Origin of the sequence: Micromonospora coxensis (assembly GCF_900090295.1) — a bacterium.
Taxonomy (GTDB): domain Bacteria; phylum Actinomycetota; class Actinomycetes; order Mycobacteriales; family Micromonosporaceae; genus Micromonospora; species Micromonospora coxensis.
Window position 1 is genome coordinate 427,446 of sequence record NZ_LT607753.1, and the last position, 15,659, is coordinate 443,104.

Genomic DNA, 15,659 nt, shown 5'->3' on the forward strand with positions numbered 1-15,659 from the left:
CAGGTGAAGACGTGACGACCGATCTGGACACCGCTCTCGCCGCCGGGCCCCGCCCCTGGCGGAACAGGGCCACCCCGTGGCTCGCGGCAGCGTTGCTGCTCGTCGGCGGCTTCGCCGGCGGGGCGCAGGCGCAGCAGACGTTCGGACCGGACCCCGCAGCCGCACCGGCAGGGCGCGGGGCGGCGGTCGACGGACCCGCCGGTGGGGCCCGCGGTGGCGGTGCCCGTGGCGGTGGCGCCGCTCCCCCGGCCGCCACCGCCACCCCGGCCACCACCGGTACCGTCACCGACATCGACGGATCCGTCATGAAGATCCGGCGCGAGTCCGGCGAGGTGGTCACCGTGCAGACGGACGACCGCACGCAGGTCCGGCTGCCCGGTGCGCTCAAGAACCTCCAGACCGGCGACACCGTCCTGGTGACCGGGAACCTGCAGGGCAGTGAGATCGCCGCCGCCACGATCACCCGACAGGAGTAGAGGCAGGCCCCTGGTTCGTCCGGTGACCGGTCGAACCAGGGGCCTGGTGGGAACCTGCCGCGGCTATGCCTCACTTCTGCCGCGGCGGGTCGGCCGTCCGCCTGGTCAGGAGAGCGGCGGGTAGGCGTTCTGCATCAGCTGGGCGAACTGCGCCGGGAACCAGGCGCCCGAGATCGGGGCGTTGTCCAGGGAACCGGTCCTGCTGTAGCCGTTGCGGGCGTTCCCACCGTAGGTGGGGTCGCACATCCGGTCGAAGCCCTTGCCCTCGTTGTTCGGGATCTCCTTGCTGGAGCCGTCCGACTCACCCGGGGGCTTGACCCAGACGTAGGCGTCGATGCCGGGCTCCGGCGCGGCCTTCGGCCGCTCACCCAGACCCGCACCGGCCTGGTTGCACCAGTTGCCGGCGTGGATCCGCCGGTCGATACGGCTACCGTCGACGTAGGCGTTCACGTCGGTCATCGGGCCGGGGCCGGTGGGCCGGGCGGTGCCGCCCCAACCGTTGCGGGAGGTGTCGATCAGCATACCGATGCTGTTCGGGAATCCCTTGGAGACCAGCTCGTTGCGGAACGCCTGGGCGAACGACAGCTCGTCGACGTAGAAGTTCCAGTCGACCCACTTGGACTGCCGGACCATCTGCCCGTTCACCGTGTCGGTGACCTTGAAGTACGGCTCCTTCAGCGCCGAGTAGTTCGCGGTGTTGACGATGAAGCCGTGCACGTGGTTCACCGTGCTGCCGGACGCGGTGGCGGCCTCCTTGATGATCCCGGCCACCGGGCTGAAGTTGCTGTCCCAGCCGATCCAGCCGTGGTGCGCGGCGTCGACGTAGTTGTAGACGTTGCCGATCGCGCCCAGCTTGGCCAGGGCGTAGCCGACACCGTTGATGTACGCGCCGTTGGCCTTGACCGTGTCGCACATGGCGGTGGCGCCGGGGCTGCCACCGGTGTTGGTGTGCAGGTTCGGCAGCGAGTCGATCTCGATGATGTTGATGATCCGCAGGTCCTTGTACTTCGCGTCGCCCTGGATCGCGGCGATCGGGTCGATGTAGTCGGACTTGTACTTGGGCAGCTCGTTCGGGCCCAGCTCGCCGTTGGAGGCGAGCGCCGCGCAGTCGCGGCCGGGCAGGTTGTAGATGACGAACTGGATGTACTTCGCGCCTTGGCGCAGCGCCTCATCGAGGTGGTCCCGCACGCCCATCGCGCCGTTGGAGCTGCTGTCCGGGGTGCCGTTGATGGCGGCGATCCGGTCGATCCACACGGCGGTCGGGTTGTTCGACACCCGGTTGCCGCCCGCGACGGACTCGGCCTTGGCCTTCCACTCCGGGTTCACGTACCCCTTGGCGTTGAGGTACGGGTTGTCGACCTTCGGTCCCGGCGGGGTCGTGGGGCCGGTCGGCGACGGAGTGGGGTCCGTTGGCGTCGGCGTCGGGTTGCTGGGCGTCGGCGTCGGGTTGCTCGGCGACGGGGTGGGGGTGCCGCCGTTGCAGACCACGCCGTTCAGGGTGAACGAGGTCGGCTTCGGGTTGCTGCCGCTCCACGCGCCGTTGAACCCGATGCTGGTGCTGGCGCCGCTGCCGAGCGAGCCGTTCCAGGACTCGTTGGTCGCGGTGACGTTCTGGCCGGACTGCGTGAACTTCGCCGCCCAGCCCTGCTGCACACGCTGACTGCCGTTGGGGAAGGTGAAGCCGAGGTTCCACGAGCTGACCGGGTCACCGAGGTTCTTGATGGTGATGTTGGCGGTGAAGCCGCCCGGCCAGTCGTTGGTGGTGTAGTCGACGCTGCACTGGGTCGCGGCCTGCGCCGCGGTGACCGGAATGGTCACCAGCCCGCCGGCCACCAGGGCGCTCGCACCGGCGAGTGCGACCGCCCGGCGCCTGCCGGACAGGTTTCTCCACAGATTCATGCCACAGATCTCCTTGGGCGAGACCGGGTCCGCGAACGGCCCGGCTGGACGGCCCGGCGGGCGTCGACTGCGAACGGCCTACCGATGCCATCAGGTGTATTCGGGGGTGCCCGGCCCGGACGGGCGGCGATGCGCTTTGGACACGACGGTCCAGGCCGGCGGAACGGTCGCCCGGCGAACCGGGTGCCCTCGACCGTCCCGCCGACACGCTGGGTGTGATCCGGCGGTAGACCAACCATAACTGGGAGCGCTTCCATCGCAATACCTGAATGGGAAATGAATTATGCCTTCGTCCGTGACGGAGACAAGATCCGCCACCTTTACGGTCCACATCGAGGTCAGAGCATGTGCATCTCCGGCATGCCACCCACCACCGTCGGCGACGGCAGGGCGCTATTCGGCCGCCGCCGGTGAAATGTTTCAGGAAACGCGCGCGGCGCTCGGCCACACTCCACCCGGCACACCCTCACCCCGCCTCGACAGCCTCGTCAACTGCACACGTGACGGGCCTCGGAGCCGCACGGCAGATGCCGAACTGGTTGGTGCCGCCGACCCGGCCGCCAGGACCGATACCTGCCTGTCGGCTCACCGGGCCGAGCAGCACGGGGCCGTCATCGCGCGGATCGGGCCGGACGAGGCACGCGGCGATGGTCGGCCCTCGCACCTCCACGCCGCGGACGCCGGAGCAGCCGGGAGTCGCAACGCCAACACCACCGCCCACCACGGGGACGCAGCAGCGTGCACGTCACCCAGTGCCACGCCCGGACGGCGGCACGGGCCAACGCGTCGAACGCCAGCACGAGTGCGGCCAGCACCCCCCGAACGTGATCGAGGTGATCGGCCAGATCGGCCGGGCGGCGGTGTCGTGCCGGCCGGCCGGCACTCCGGTGATTCCTTGTCTTGCCGGCGTTCATGGACTGTCGGCCGACTGCCGGCCCACGATTACGACGCCACCGGAGGCGACCGGGCCAGTGGTAGTGGTTCAGGTTCAAGCCCTGCCGGGAGACCCGCGCGCGGTTCACGACGCCCCTCGCCGATGCGATGCCGGCGACCCGCCGGCATCCCCACCGCTCGCGGGCGCAGTTGAAAATCGCGTGTCGGTAGGCCGCCACAGCGACCCCCACCTGACCTGACCCACTTCTGTCCGAGCAACCAATGACCCCTCCCTGGGACAGGCTGTCGGAGCGAGACACCCAGGTCTCGCTCCGACAGCTGGACATTCGGTCACCGGCAATTCGGTATGGACGGGATTCCGGTCTTCCGGCAAGCCGTTGTCCGCACAGGAGTACGGCCCGACCGACGTGGACGGTTCAAATGCCGACGCGATTTCCTGCCGCAGCGAATACTTCCTCCAAACGATTTCGGGCATGCCGAATTCGGGGATGCGCGATTGTTCCGCGATCCCCTCGCAGCGCCACTCTCAATGGCGACCGCTGGTGGGCGGACCTCGTCACCGCGACGGGTGCCCGACAGGAGACACCCCGGTCCCGCGCGCCAGGTTTCACCGTGCAGAAGATTTCCGACAGCGTCCTCGATGCAGCTCCCGGCAGGTGGTCGCCGCCGACGGGAGGCGGTCAGTCGGGTACACGGTCGTGCAGGACATCGACGTAGAAGGCCCGCTGGTCACCGCGGACGGAGAAGCGGGCCTGCTCGATCCAGTCGAACTGCTCCAGCGTGCGTCGCATCGGCTCCAGCAGCTTGGCCTTCTCGCACCTGTCTCCGGGGGCCAGGATCCCGTCGAGGTCAGTGAAGTCGGCCCGGGCTTGCGGCCCGTCCAGCTTCAGATAGCGGAAGCGGTGGGAGTCGTCGTCGAAGACGCTGGTCAGGCCGGCAGCACGCTCGGCTCGGGTCGGACCGTCGAGCAGAGCGCGCAACGCCTCCTTGGCGACGGCCCGCGCCGGCACACCCCGGGTCACCGCGACCACCTGCGGGCAGGTCTGGCCGGGCCGTTGGCGCAGGAGGAACAGCTGGACCGTCCGGGTACCGGTGGTCGGCTCGGCTGCCGGTTGGAGCGACTCGTCCACCTCCGGCGGGGTAGCGCCCGCAGTGGCGGGAGGCACCGGGATCGACGGGCGAGCAGACCCCACCGTCGGTGCGGACGCGGTGGGCGCGGTCGATGCGGGCGCGGTCGATGCGGGAGCGGCCACCTGCGGGCGCTGGGGCGACGCGGTCACCGCGGCCACGCCGGCCGGGAGGGCCACCATCACCACAGCGAGCAGGCCCGTCACCGCGCTCACGTGGGCACGGCGTCGGCGCGCCCGGCGACGCAGGTCGTCCGGATCAGGTGGTCGTGCGGCGTCGGCGGCGGCCCCGGCCAGGTGGCGGAGGGTGTCGGGAGACACTCCTCCGTCCTGAAATCCGTCAGTCACCGTCGTCTCCTCAGGGCGTGATCTTGGGGAATTCACCGTTTGACGTATCAGTTCTTATCACATACGGTGCAATCGTTACTTATCTGGATGATTCGGATCATCCAGGTCGGACGGTCGCCACCCGAACACGCGCCCCCGTGCCGCGCGTGGTGTGGCAGGTGTCGAGGGGTCCGATGTCGACAGAGCGGGATTTCACCGAGTTCTACCTGGCCACGTACCGTCGCCTGGTAGGTCAGCTGTTCGTGCTGACCGGCAGCCGTCACGACGCCGAGGAACTCGCTCAGGAGGCGTTCTCCCGCGCACTGCTCCGGTGGGCGAAGATCAGCGGATACGAGGCGCCCGAGGCATGGGTACGCCGCGTCGCGTTCCACCTGGCCTTCTCCCGGCGCCGCAAGGCGTTGCGCGGTGCTCACGCCCTGCTGCGCCTCGGCACCAGTCGCACCCACCACGACGACGGCAGTGACAGCGTCGCCGTCGTCGAGGCCCTGCGGGCGGTGCCGGTACGGCACCGACGGGCACTGGTCCTGCACTACGTCGTCGACCTTCCCGTCCGCGACGTGGCCGCCGAGTTGGGCGTACCCGAGAACACCGTCAAGACCTGGCTGCGGCGCGGCCGCCAGCAGTTGCAGGCCGCCTTGTTGGACGACACGACGCCCACCGACGCACTCCTCCTCCACCTGCGGCCCTGACCGGCACCGCGGCACCGCGGCACCGCGGCACCGCGAACGAGATCACGCCGGTGGTGGGTGTGCGACACCCACCACCGGCGAGCCCCGGTGACTGGACGGCTACGAGGAGACCCGGCCGCTGCCGGGCGCGGTGAGGAAGGTGCGCAGCTTGTTGGCGTTGCCGGAGTCGTCGCCGGTGATCAGGTAGTACATCATTCCGGCGTCGGAGACGTCACCCTTCTTGTTCATGATGTTGTTGACGACGTTGTGCACGTAGCGCAGCCGCTGGTCGGAGTTGTCGGCCATCCAGGACCACTTCGCCTCGCCGCCACCGGTGCCCAGACCGGCGTTCTGATCCGGGATCCTCTTGTACTTCACCTGCGGGAAGTCCCGACGGATGTCGGCGAGGTTCCACCGGTTGTCGTCGTCGTCGTGATTGTTGTTCCAGTCCGAGTGCGAGATCAGCGTGACATGCTGACGCGCCGCGCTGTTCGAGCCCTGCAACGCCCGGTACACCACCCCCATCGGGCCGGCACCGACCAGGCAGAGCTGGTTGGTGGCGGTGGAGGCGTCGACCGCCGAACGCAGATGGGTCACCGCCGCGTTGAGATTCGTCTGGCTGTTGCGGAAGATCCCGGCCACGTCGTAGCCGAACCGCCCGCCGACACCCTCGGTGGCGGTGACCATGTCCCGCTCCCAACTCGCCGTCGAGCTGCCCAGGTGCGAGTTGTAGTCCCAGTGCACCAACCGCGACTGCTGCCCCCGCTCGGCGAGCAACGCCAACGCCATCGCCGACGCGCCGATGTCGTCACGATCGTGGTAGTTACCGTCCGAACTCCAGGCGATCCGCTCACAACCGAAATCGAGAGCCGGCGGCGCAGCCTGCGCAGGCTGCCCGGTCAACGCGACAACGGCACCGAGCCCGAGAGCACAGGCCGCAGCCGCGAGGCCAGGACGGGAGATCCGTGACATCAGAGGTCCTTCCAGTACGAGGGAGTAATCACCGCCCGGCCAAGGCCGGGTACTGTCGGCCCGGCCAGGCGGCTCACAGACAGACACCCCGGTACGGGGGTGGAGGTTTCAACCGAAATCGGGGGTCCTGCTCGGGCAGGTCGGCCGCCCGGACCACGGCGAGGCCGAGCCGCCAATCCGGTCACGTACCGCTCGAACGTGTCCGGGCGCGGCGTTCCGGGCCAGGTAGCTGACCGGGTGGGCCTGTCGGGGTGGTCGCAGACCGGTCGGCACAGGCAGCGGCCACGCCGCGTGCTCGCCCGCGCCCGCTCGGCGAGGCACGGTGGTGGTGATCTTCACCCGGGGCGCTGCCGTGGCACCCGCTGGCTACGCGGACGCGCCCACGCGGTCGCCAGGCCGGTGACGACGACGGCGCCCAGGGCCGACCTCCGGGTCCGAGTGGCGATCGGCGTTCACGTGATGCCGCCCGCAACTGCCCGTCGGTGACGGGGTGTCGGTGCAGGCGTTGGCGCCCCGGACCTCGCCCGGCACGAATCAGGAGGATTTGGCTCCCGGCGTGTACACGGCGCCGGTACGGATGTTCGGGACAGCGGCGCGGATGTGCGCGCGGGCCATCTCCTCCGCCCGATCGGCGTCGCCGGTCGCCAGCGCCTCGATGATCGCCAGGTGCTCCGGGTGCGTCTCGTGCGGGTCGCGGTAGAGCCCCGGCGCCAGGCTGGTGGTGAGGATGTGGTGCACCTCGGCGGTCCGGGTGAGCAGCGGTTCGCCGGCGAACTCCAGCAGCGCCCGGTGGAAGGCGACGTCGGCCTGGTAGTACGCCTCCGCGGAGCCGGTCTCGGTGAGTTGCTCGTACGCGTCCTGGAACAACACCCGCAGGCGGGCCAGCTCGGCCCGGCTGACCCGGTGCGCGGCGAGGCGGCAGGCCAGCCCCTCCAACACGGCCCGGATCTCGAACACCGCGGTCATCCGGTCCGCGTCGAAGCCCACCGCGTGCCAGCCGCGCGGGCCCGCGGCGACCAGCCCCTCACCCTCCAACCGGGCCAGGGCCCGGCGGACCGGTGTGCGACTCACCCCGAGCGCGACGGCCACCTCGCTCTGGTTGACCGGTTGCCCCGCGGGAATCTCGCCGTTGAGCAGCATCTCGCGCACCCGCTGGTAGGTGCTCTCCTCCACCGGCAGGTAGCTCGTCTCAGCGCTCACGGCAGCCTCTCGCCCGCAGGTTCCGGCACGCCCGCCGCACGATCGGCACGGATCCGCACCGCCCGTCCTAGTGCGGCTGACTGGTAACAGGCCTCCACCACCTGCATCGTACGGACATAGTCCGTGGCGGGAGTCTCCGCCTCCGCACCGCCGCGCAGGGCGTCGACGAAGTTCTGCTGCGCGGCGATCGCGCAGCCGCCCTTCCAGCCGTCCGGCATCCGGTAGGCGTGCCGCAGCACCTGACCGTCGCGCCGCAGCACCGTCATCGTGCCGTCGTCGGCCACCTCCAGCGTGGCTTCCGTGCCCTCCACCGACATCGTTCCGTACGCCAGGCTGCGTACCGTCCGCGCGACCGCGGAGCGGTCGGCGTCGTACACGACGATGCCGCCCCGGCTGGTGTGCAGCACGGCGACGACGAGATCCTCGCCGGCCACGGCCGGGTTGACGGTCGCTGTCGTGCACTGCACCTTGTCGATCTCACCGAACAGGAAGCGGGTGGTGTCGATGTAGTGCACGCCGGTCTCGAACAGCACCAGCCGCGGCATGTCGGCGAAGTAGGGCTGGTCCGGGTAGGGGTGTTCCCCCCAGCCGTCCCCCGGCCGCATCCGCATGGTGGTGTGGAACGGCTGTCCGACCACCCCGGCGTCGATGAGCTTCTTCGTCTCCCGGTACCACGGCTGCCAGCGCCAGTTCTCGTTGACCACGAGCGGCACCCCGTGCCGGTGTGCCAGCTCCGCCAGCTCGGCGGCCTCCGCCACCGTCGCGGCCAGCGGCTTCTGGCACAGGACCGGCAGGCCGCGGGTCACCGCGTACCGGATCAGGTCTCCGTGGGTGGCCGGCGGCGTGCAGATGTCCAGGAAGTCGGGCCGCACGGCGTCGATCGCCGCGGCCAGGTCGATTCCCGCCCAGCCCACGCCGGCGTCGCGTGCCACCGCGCCGACGCGGGCCCGGTCGCGGTGCCCGACCAGCCCACGGATCTCCGCGCCCGAGACGGCTCGCCAGGCGGCGAGCTGGATGGGCGCGAAGTAGCCGACACCGACCATCAGGCCCCGCAGTGGTCGTTGCATCGCAGTCACTCCCCCGTTCACTTACCGCCGCCGGATCGCGGCGGCGATGATCGCCTCGCCGACCTGGGCGGTCCCGGCGGTGCCACCCAGGTCGGGAGTGAGGACCCGCCCGTCGGCGAGCACGTCGCCGACGGCGTCGTCGATCAGCCGGGCCACCTCGGCCGCGGCCGGGTCGGCATGTCGGTCTGCCAGCCAGTCGAGCATCATCGCGGCCGACAGCACGGTGGCGATCGGATTGGCGACGCCCTTGCCGGCGATGGTGGGTGCGGAGCCGTGCGCGGGCTGGAACAACCCGTGCCGGTCACCGATGTCACCGGAGGCGGCCAGGCCGAGCCCGCCCACCGTGGCCGCGGCCAGGTCGGAGATGATGTCGCCGAACATGTTCTCGGCGACCACCACGTCGAACATGTCGGGCTGTTGCACCTGGTACGCGGTCATCGCGTCGACGTAGACGTGGTCGGCGCCGATGTCGGGATGCTCGGCGGCCACCTGGTCGAAGACCTGCCGGAAGAAGGCGTAGGAGCTGAGCACGTTCGCCTTGTCCACGCACGTCACCAGACGTCTGCCGTCGCGGGGCCGGCCACCTCGCTTGCCGGCCAGCCGGAACGCCTGCTCGCTCACCTTGCGGGTGCCCGTCGCGGTGATCACGATGGTGTCGGTCGCGACCTCGTCGCGCACGTTGCAGCCGCCCGTGCGGGAGGCGTAGAGACCCTCGACGTTCTCCCGGACCACCACGTAGTCGACGGGCGGTGCGGCCGACAGTGGGCTGGTCAGTCCCGGCCACGAGCGGACGGGGCGGATGCCGGCGTACAGGTCCAGGTCGAAGCGGAGCCGGAAGATGACGTCGCCGTTGACCTCCCGCCCGTCGGGGTGGCGGGCCTCGGGCAGGCCGATCGCGCCCATCAGGATCGCGTCGGACCGCACGCAGGCGTCGTACGCCTCGTCGGTGAACGCCACCCCTTCGCGCAGCCACCGGCCGGCGCCGGCGTCCTGGTGTCGCAGGTCGAGTGAGATCCCACCGTGCGCGGCGGTGAGCTGCTGCAGCACGGCGGTGGCGACGGCGGTGATCTCGGGACCGATGCCGTCCCCGGGCAGCACGGCGATGCGGTACTCGGTCATGCGGCAGCCTCCGGTCGGGTCGTGGTGAGGGTGGACGGGGGCAGGCCGAAGACGCTGGTCGCCGTGTCGGCGCAGACCAGGCGACGTTCGGCGGGGGTGAGACCGACGGCGTCGAGCTTCGCCAGTTCCACCGGGATGTTCTCGATGTGGTCGCTGCCGAACATGACGCGGTGGGCGCCGAGGCGACGCACCATCTGCCGGACGCTGAAGGCGGGGCACCACGACGGCTCCAGGTGGACGTTCGCGGTGCTGACCGCCACCTCGATGGCCTCGGCGCAGAAGGCGCCGAACCCGGCGTGACAGAGCACCACCGGCCGTGGGCCGTACCGGCGGGCGGGTTCCACCACCCGCTGCGGCAGGGTGTGCGGACCGCCCAGGCCGGTGTGGACCATCACCGGCACGTCGTGATCCGCCGCGGCGCGGAACACCTTGTCGCACACCGGGTCGTCGGGAGCCACCGCGAACCCTGCGGTGTGGATCTTCACCGCGACGAAGCCGGCCCGGGCGAGCAGGTGATCAGCGGCACGACGGTACTCCGCCTCGGGCAGCCGGGGGTCCAGGTTGACGATCCCGTACAGCCGGCCGGGATGACCGGCCACCGCCTCGGTGATCTCGGCGTGCACCCGGTCGGCGGTCCCCCGGTCGGCGGTGGGCTGCGGCATGACGAGGGTGGTGGCGATGCCGTGCCGGTCCATCGCCTGCAGCAGATCGGCGGCGCCGGACGAGTAGCCGGTGGCGGCAGAGCGACCGAAGTGCCCGTGCACGTCGACCAGCGGGCCCCCGAGCACCGGCCCTTCCGAACTGCATACATCGTATTCATTCGGCGGTGCAGTCATCCGCCCCCTCCTGTCCCCCGGATCCGTCGAGCATCTTCACCACAGCGAGCAGGTCGTCCGGGCCACCGACGTTGCCGGGAAAGACCACGTAGGTCAGGCCCGGAAACCGGCTGTCCGCCCCGGCCCGCCAGACCGGCACCCCTGGCAGCACCTGACCCAGCACGTCGGCCCGGCTGATCCCCAGCCCGTCGGCGGCGACGTCGCTGGAGGTGATACCGCCCTTGGCCACCACGAAAGCGGGACGCACCGGTATCCGGCCGACGATCTGCACCAGCCCGGCCGAGACCCGCACGCTGCGGGCGAGGGCCAGGGCGGCGCTCGGGGCGGTCAGGACGGTGCGACTGGTGTGCACCACGGCAGTGCACCCTGCGGCCACCGCGTCACCGGCCAACTCGGCCACCCGGTCGACCTCGGCGCGGACCTGCTGCTCCGACCCCGCCAGCCGCGCGGCGTCGACGTGGATGCCGATCACGCTGAGATCGGCGAGCAACCGGTCGAGTTGGGCGGTGGTGGCGGGTACGTGAGAGCCCACCACCACCAGACCGCCCGCGTCCGCCGGCCGCCGGAGCCCCAGCTCGGCGACGGTGAGCAGACCCCGCGGCGGCAGTCCGGCGCGGACCCGGACGAACGACGCGGCGGTGCGGTAGAGCAACCGCGCACCCGCGGCCTCGGCGGCGAGCACTCCGGCCACCAGCACCTCGAGGTCGGCCGGGTGTGCCACGTCGCAGGCGCAGACGGCGCCGTCGCGCAGCCGACGCAACCGGCCGGCCACCGCCGCCGGGCCTCCCCTGCGCAGTTCCCACGCGGTCAGCACCTGCACGTCCTGGCGTGGTATCCGGCCGCCACTACGCTCGGCCACCCAGTCCGGCAGGTCGGACGAGGTGAAGCCGAACGTGGCGTCGCGGGCGTACGGTGTCCGTCCGACCGGCATCCAGCCGCCGGCGTCAGCCACCCAGTGCCGGCCGTCCACGGTGACCCGCCCGGCCTCCAGGAACGCCGGTACCAGCAGCACCCCGTCGAAGCCACCGCCGAGCCCTTCGGCCAGCGCCTGCGTCTCGTCGGGAAAGTGCCCGCGCAGGGTCGAGTCGCCCCGACTGACGACCACCACCCGCCGCCGCGCCACCTCGGCCGCCGCCCGGACCTGCCGGCCGGTCCGGACGTTGATGTCGGCCGCCCGGGTCGGGTCGAGCGACCGGGAGTTCGTCAGCAGGTACAGCGCCGGCGGGCCGGCGGCCAGTTCGGCGGCGATCGTGTCGACGTCCCAACGGGTGAGCACCGGCACCCCGTGCGCCGTCTGCGTGCCGGTGGGATCGTCGTCGAGCACGACGACCGTGCACCGCTGCGCGGCGATCTGCTCCGACAGCGGCGGCACGAGCGGAGTGGCCCACGGTTTCGGCAGGCCCGCCAGATACAACGGTGTCAATGAGCCGTTCATGAGCCGGTCAGCTCCAACTGGACGCCACCGGTGCAGCGGGTGTCCAGGAAGACGGAACGCTTGCCCTGGACGCCCTGGTGAGGCGTCGGCTGGGCAGGTGGGATCCCGACGCCGTCGCCCTGCCAGGCCACGTCGACGGTGTCCACCGCGAAGCCGAGATGGTGCAGACCCGTGCCGTGCCGGTCCAGCCAGTCGTGCAAGGGGTGCGGCCTGACCAGCGGCTGCACCAGTTGCAGGTGGACGGCGCCCAGGTCGAGATGGGTGAGCAGGACCGAGCCCTGGTTGACCACTTCGGCGTGCAGGACCACGAAGCCCAGGCGGTCGCGCCACAGCGCCAGCGCCTGCTCCGTGTCGGGTACCACGAGGCCGATGTGGTCGAGCCCGCGAATTCGGTCTCGCATCGTCATCCCTTCACCGCCCCGGCGGTCAGACCGGACAGGTAGTAGTCCATGAGGAAGGAAAAGATGATCACCACGGGCAGCGCGCCCAGCAGCGCGCCGCCCATCAGCTGGCCCCAGGCGAACACGTCGCCCACCTGCAGCGCGTTGACCAGTCCGACGGCGACGGGTTGCTTGTCGGCGGAACGGACGAAGGTCAGCGCGTACAGGTACTCCTGCCAGCAGAGGGTGAAGGCGAAGAAGAACACCGACACCACCCCGGGCAGCACCAGTGGCAGGTCGATCAGCACCATCGCCCGCAGTCGGCTGGCCCCGTCGATGCGTGCCGCCTCCGCCAGTTCCACCGGCAGGCTCTGGAAGTAGCTGGAGAGCATCCAGGCGATGAAGGGCACCAGGAAGGTCAGGTACACCAGGATCAACGCGCCGAGCGTGTTGCCCAGGTGCAGCCGGTTGACCACCACGTTCATCGGGATGAACAGCAGCGCCGGCGGGAGCAGGTAGGTCGAGAAGACGATCACGCCGACGAGGGTGCCGCCGCGATAGCGCAGCCGCCCGAGGCTGTAGGCCGCCGGGACCCCGATGACCAGGGCGATCGCGGAGGCGGACAGAGCCACGATCAGGCTGTTCAGCGTCCAGGTGAGGAACTTGGTCTCGGTGAGCAGGTCCCGGAAGTGCTCCAGGGTGAGTCCGCTGACCGAGAACGGACGGTCGGCGACCCGGTAGAGGTCGGATCCGGTACGCAGCGAGGTCAGCGCCATCCAGACGAACGGGAACAGGGTGAAGACGGTGAACAGCGCCATGGTGACGGTGATCAGCAGCCGTCGGGTCACGCGGAGCCGGCGCAACAGCCCCACCGGCGGCGACGGTGCGGGAAGGGGCGGCCGGGCGGTGGCCCGGCCGGACAGGGTGGCCATGGTCATTTCGCCTTTCGTCGCATCACGGTCAGTTGCAGCGCGATGATCGCGGCGAGCGCGGGGAACACGAAGAACGAGATCGCCGAACCGGAGGCGATGTCCGCTCCCCGGATGCCGGTGCGGAACGCCAGGGTGCTGATCAGGTGGGTGCTGTTGACCGGACCGCCGTTGGTGAGGATCCAGACGATCTGGAAGTCGCCGAGGGTCTGCACGAACGAGAAGAGCGTGACCACCACCAGGATCGGGGTCAGGTGCGGAAGGATGATGTACCGCAGCCGCTGCCATGCGTTCGCGCCGTCGACGACGGCGGCCTCGACGAGTTCCTTCGGCACGGTGGCCAGGCCGGCGAGGATGATGATCCCGAAGAACGGGGCGCCGCGCCAGATGTTGACCGTCTGCACGGCGGCCATCGCCCAGCCCGCCTCCCCCAGCCACGGAATGTTGCCGTCCACCAGGCCGGCCTGCCGGCCGAGGTAGGTCAGCACGCTGAAGTCGGCCTGGAACATCCACATCCATGCCAGCACGCTCAACGACGACGGCACCACCCAGGGCAGCAGGAAGGCGGCCCGGAAGAACCGCCGGAACCGGCGTACCTCGTTGAGCGCCAACGCCATCACCAGGCCGAGCACCAGCTTCGCCAGCACCGCGGTGACCGTGTAGTTGAACGTGTTCCACATGGTCCGGCCGAAGACCGGGTCGTCGAGCAGGTCCAGGTAGTTGGACAACCCGACGAAGGAGACGGTGTCACTGCCGAGCGCCTTGTCGGTCAGGCTGAACCAGACGGTCAGCAGCAGTGGATAGCCCACCAGCCCGAGGACGACCACGGCCATCGGAAGGACGAGCAGGTAGCCCAGCGGGGTCTCCCGGTCCAGGAAGGACCAGCGTTCCCGAGGGGCCACCGGGCCGAGGCCGGCCGACGGACGTGGTCGCGCCAGGCGATCATGGGTACGCACGGTCATCCCGGTCAGCCCCCGTAGACCTTCTTGAGCTCGTCCTCGGCGACCCGGATCGACTCGTCGACGCCGGCCTTGCCACTGATCACCCGGGCGAACATGTTGACGATCGTCTGGTTGTTGTACGCCTGGGCCGACTGCCGCGAGGCCGGACCGGGCCAGCCGGGCATGTGCCCACCGGCAGCCAGGCCCTTGAGTCCCTTGAGCTTGGCCTCCGAGTTCCAGGGCATGGTGGCGAGGTCGTCGTAGCCCTTGAGCAGCGGCGTGTAGTAGGTCAGGGCGATCTCGGCCAGCTTGCCGAGCTGCCCCTTGTCCATCAGGTAGCCGAAGAGGTCCTTGGCGGGTTCGATCCGCTTGCTGTGCGAGAAGATCGCCAGGGAGTTCATCTCGACGAGCTGCTGGTGTCCGGCCGGACCCTGCGGGTAGCGCGCGTGGCTCATGTTCTTGGCGATGTCCGGGGCCTGCTTCTGGGCGGTGTACCAGATGCTGGTGGCGTTCTGGGTGACCGCGATCTTGCCGGCGAGGAAGCTGGTGTTGTTGCCCCCTTCGTCGTACGAGGAGATCTCCGGCGCGCTGACCGCGGCGAGATCCTGCATCAGCTTGATCGCGGCACGAGTCTCGGCGCTGTTGATGGCGACCGTCTTGCCGTCCTTGTCCACCTCGGCGGCGCCGTACGACCAGAGCAGGGAGTAGGCGACACTCGCGGAGTCGTTCGGCCCGGCCTGGCTCATGGTCAGCGCGACCCGGGGCAGCTTCGCGTCCCGCAGTCGGGTCGCCACCTCCACCAGCCCGGTCCACGTCGTCGGAAACTCGGTGACGCCCACCTGGGCGAACAGGTCGGTCCGCCAGTTGAGCACGTGCGCGGTGTAGGCCCGGGGAATCGCCCGCCACCGGCCGTCCACGACACACGCCTCCCGGGCGACGTCGTACCATCCGCCGTCACGTTCGCCGATGGACTCGCACAGGTCGGTGAGGTCGACCAGCCGGTCGGCGTAGATGTGGGCCTGGTTCGCGAACAGCTCACCCAGGTCCTCACCCGAGCGGGACTCGACGACGGCGGCGATCTGCTCGCGCCACTCCTTGGCGAAGGTCAGCTCGACGGTTCCGTCGTGCGTCTGCGCCCAGGCGGCGGCCTGCTTCTGCTGAAGCTCGTGGATGGCGGGGATGAAACTGGCGCGCATCAGCCCGGTCAGGCTGGCACCGCCGAGCGAAGTGCCGCCACCGGTGGTCGAGGTGCCGTCCTCACCGCAGGCGGCGAGCGCGACGGTGAGGCCGGCGCCGAGACCAAGGCCCAGCGCGTGTCGGCGGGACATGCCGGTGCGGCTCAGGTGTGCCATGGCTACTCCAAAAGGG

Annotated in this window: 14 protein-coding genes; 2 read left to right on the forward strand and 12 right to left on the reverse strand. The window is 70.3% G+C overall.

Going from position 1 to position 15,659, the window contains the following annotated elements; genetic code table 11:
- The first annotated feature begins 11 nt into the window (after positions 1-11).
- Positions 12-476, forward strand: coding sequence for a hypothetical protein (locus GA0070614_RS02035; RefSeq protein ID WP_088974387.1), 465 nt, complete (start codon positions 12-14; stop codon positions 474-476).
- A 105-nt stretch (positions 477-581) separates the two neighbouring features.
- Here GA0070614_RS02035 and GA0070614_RS02040 read toward each other — a convergent pair whose 3' ends face one another.
- Together GA0070614_RS02040 and GA0070614_RS02045 are read right to left on the reverse strand one after the other, a co-directional pair.
- Complete coding sequence (locus tag GA0070614_RS02040) at positions 582-2,375, reverse strand: glycoside hydrolase family 6 protein (RefSeq protein WP_088974388.1); 1,794 nt, start codon at positions 2,373-2,375, stop codon at positions 582-584.
- A 1,574-nt stretch (positions 2,376-3,949) separates the two neighbouring features.
- On the reverse strand, positions 3,950-4,399 hold the full coding sequence (locus GA0070614_RS02045) for a GerMN domain-containing protein (protein ID WP_157744870.1): 450 nt from the start codon (positions 4,397-4,399) through the stop codon (positions 3,950-3,952).
- 518 nt (positions 4,400-4,917) lie between these two features.
- Between GA0070614_RS02045 and GA0070614_RS30045 the strand changes: the two genes are divergently transcribed.
- The gene (locus GA0070614_RS30045) at positions 4,918-5,433 is read left to right on the forward strand and encodes an RNA polymerase sigma factor (RefSeq protein ID WP_157744871.1); all 516 of its coding nucleotides are present in this window, start codon (positions 4,918-4,920) and stop codon (positions 5,431-5,433) included.
- A 99-nt stretch (positions 5,434-5,532) separates the two neighbouring features.
- Here the strand turns inward: GA0070614_RS30045 and GA0070614_RS02055 are convergent, their stop codons facing one another.
- The 10 genes from GA0070614_RS02055 to GA0070614_RS02100 all read right to left on the reverse strand — a co-directional run bounded on the left by GA0070614_RS02055 (position 5,533) and on the right by GA0070614_RS02100 (position 15,643).
- Complete coding sequence (locus GA0070614_RS02055) at positions 5,533-6,315, reverse strand: hypothetical protein (RefSeq protein WP_157744872.1); 783 nt, start codon at positions 6,313-6,315, stop codon at positions 5,533-5,535.
- A 603-nt stretch (positions 6,316-6,918) separates the two neighbouring features.
- Positions 6,919-7,584 carry a GntR family transcriptional regulator gene (locus GA0070614_RS02060; RefSeq protein WP_157744873.1) on the reverse strand — a complete coding sequence of 222 codons (666 nt, stop codon included), beginning with the start codon at positions 7,582-7,584 and terminating at the stop codon, positions 6,919-6,921.
- On the reverse strand, positions 7,581-8,651 hold the full coding sequence (locus GA0070614_RS02065; protein WP_088974392.1) for a Gfo/Idh/MocA family protein: 1,071 nt from the start codon (positions 8,649-8,651) through the stop codon (positions 7,581-7,583). Before GA0070614_RS02065 ends, GA0070614_RS02060 begins: the two co-directional genes overlap by 4 nt.
- A gap of 21 nt (positions 8,652-8,672) precedes the next feature.
- Positions 8,673-9,770 carry an isocitrate/isopropylmalate dehydrogenase family protein gene (locus tag GA0070614_RS02070; protein WP_088974393.1) on the reverse strand — a complete coding sequence of 366 codons (1,098 nt, stop codon included), beginning with the start codon at positions 9,768-9,770 and terminating at the stop codon, positions 8,673-8,675.
- The gene (locus tag GA0070614_RS02075; protein WP_157744874.1) at positions 9,767-10,558 is read right to left on the reverse strand and encodes an amidohydrolase family protein; all 792 of its coding nucleotides are present in this window, start codon (positions 10,556-10,558) and stop codon (positions 9,767-9,769) included. The genes GA0070614_RS02070 and GA0070614_RS02075 overlap by 4 nt, the downstream gene beginning before the upstream one ends.
- Positions 10,559-10,586: 28 nt before the next feature.
- Positions 10,587-11,978: a four-carbon acid sugar kinase family protein gene (locus GA0070614_RS02080; RefSeq protein ID WP_172892347.1), complete on the reverse strand. Its 1,392-nt coding sequence runs from the start codon at positions 11,976-11,978 to the stop codon at positions 10,587-10,589.
- Between the two features lie 59 nt (positions 11,979-12,037).
- A complete protein-coding gene (locus GA0070614_RS02085) occupies positions 12,038-12,442 on the reverse strand; it encodes a VOC family protein (protein WP_157744875.1) in 405 nt (134 codons plus the stop codon).
- A gap of 2 nt (positions 12,443-12,444) precedes the next feature.
- Positions 12,445-13,359: a carbohydrate ABC transporter permease gene (locus GA0070614_RS02090; RefSeq protein ID WP_088974397.1), complete on the reverse strand. Its 915-nt coding sequence runs from the start codon at positions 13,357-13,359 to the stop codon at positions 12,445-12,447.
- Positions 13,356-14,252, reverse strand: a complete 897-nt coding sequence (locus GA0070614_RS02095; RefSeq protein WP_157744876.1) for a carbohydrate ABC transporter permease — start codon at positions 14,250-14,252, stop codon at positions 13,356-13,358. The genes GA0070614_RS02090 and GA0070614_RS02095 overlap by 4 nt, the downstream gene beginning before the upstream one ends.
- Before the next feature lie 65 nt (positions 14,253-14,317).
- A complete protein-coding gene (locus GA0070614_RS02100; RefSeq protein WP_088974399.1) occupies positions 14,318-15,643 on the reverse strand; it encodes an ABC transporter substrate-binding protein in 1,326 nt (441 codons plus the stop codon).
- Positions 15,644-15,659 lie beyond the last annotated feature (16 nt).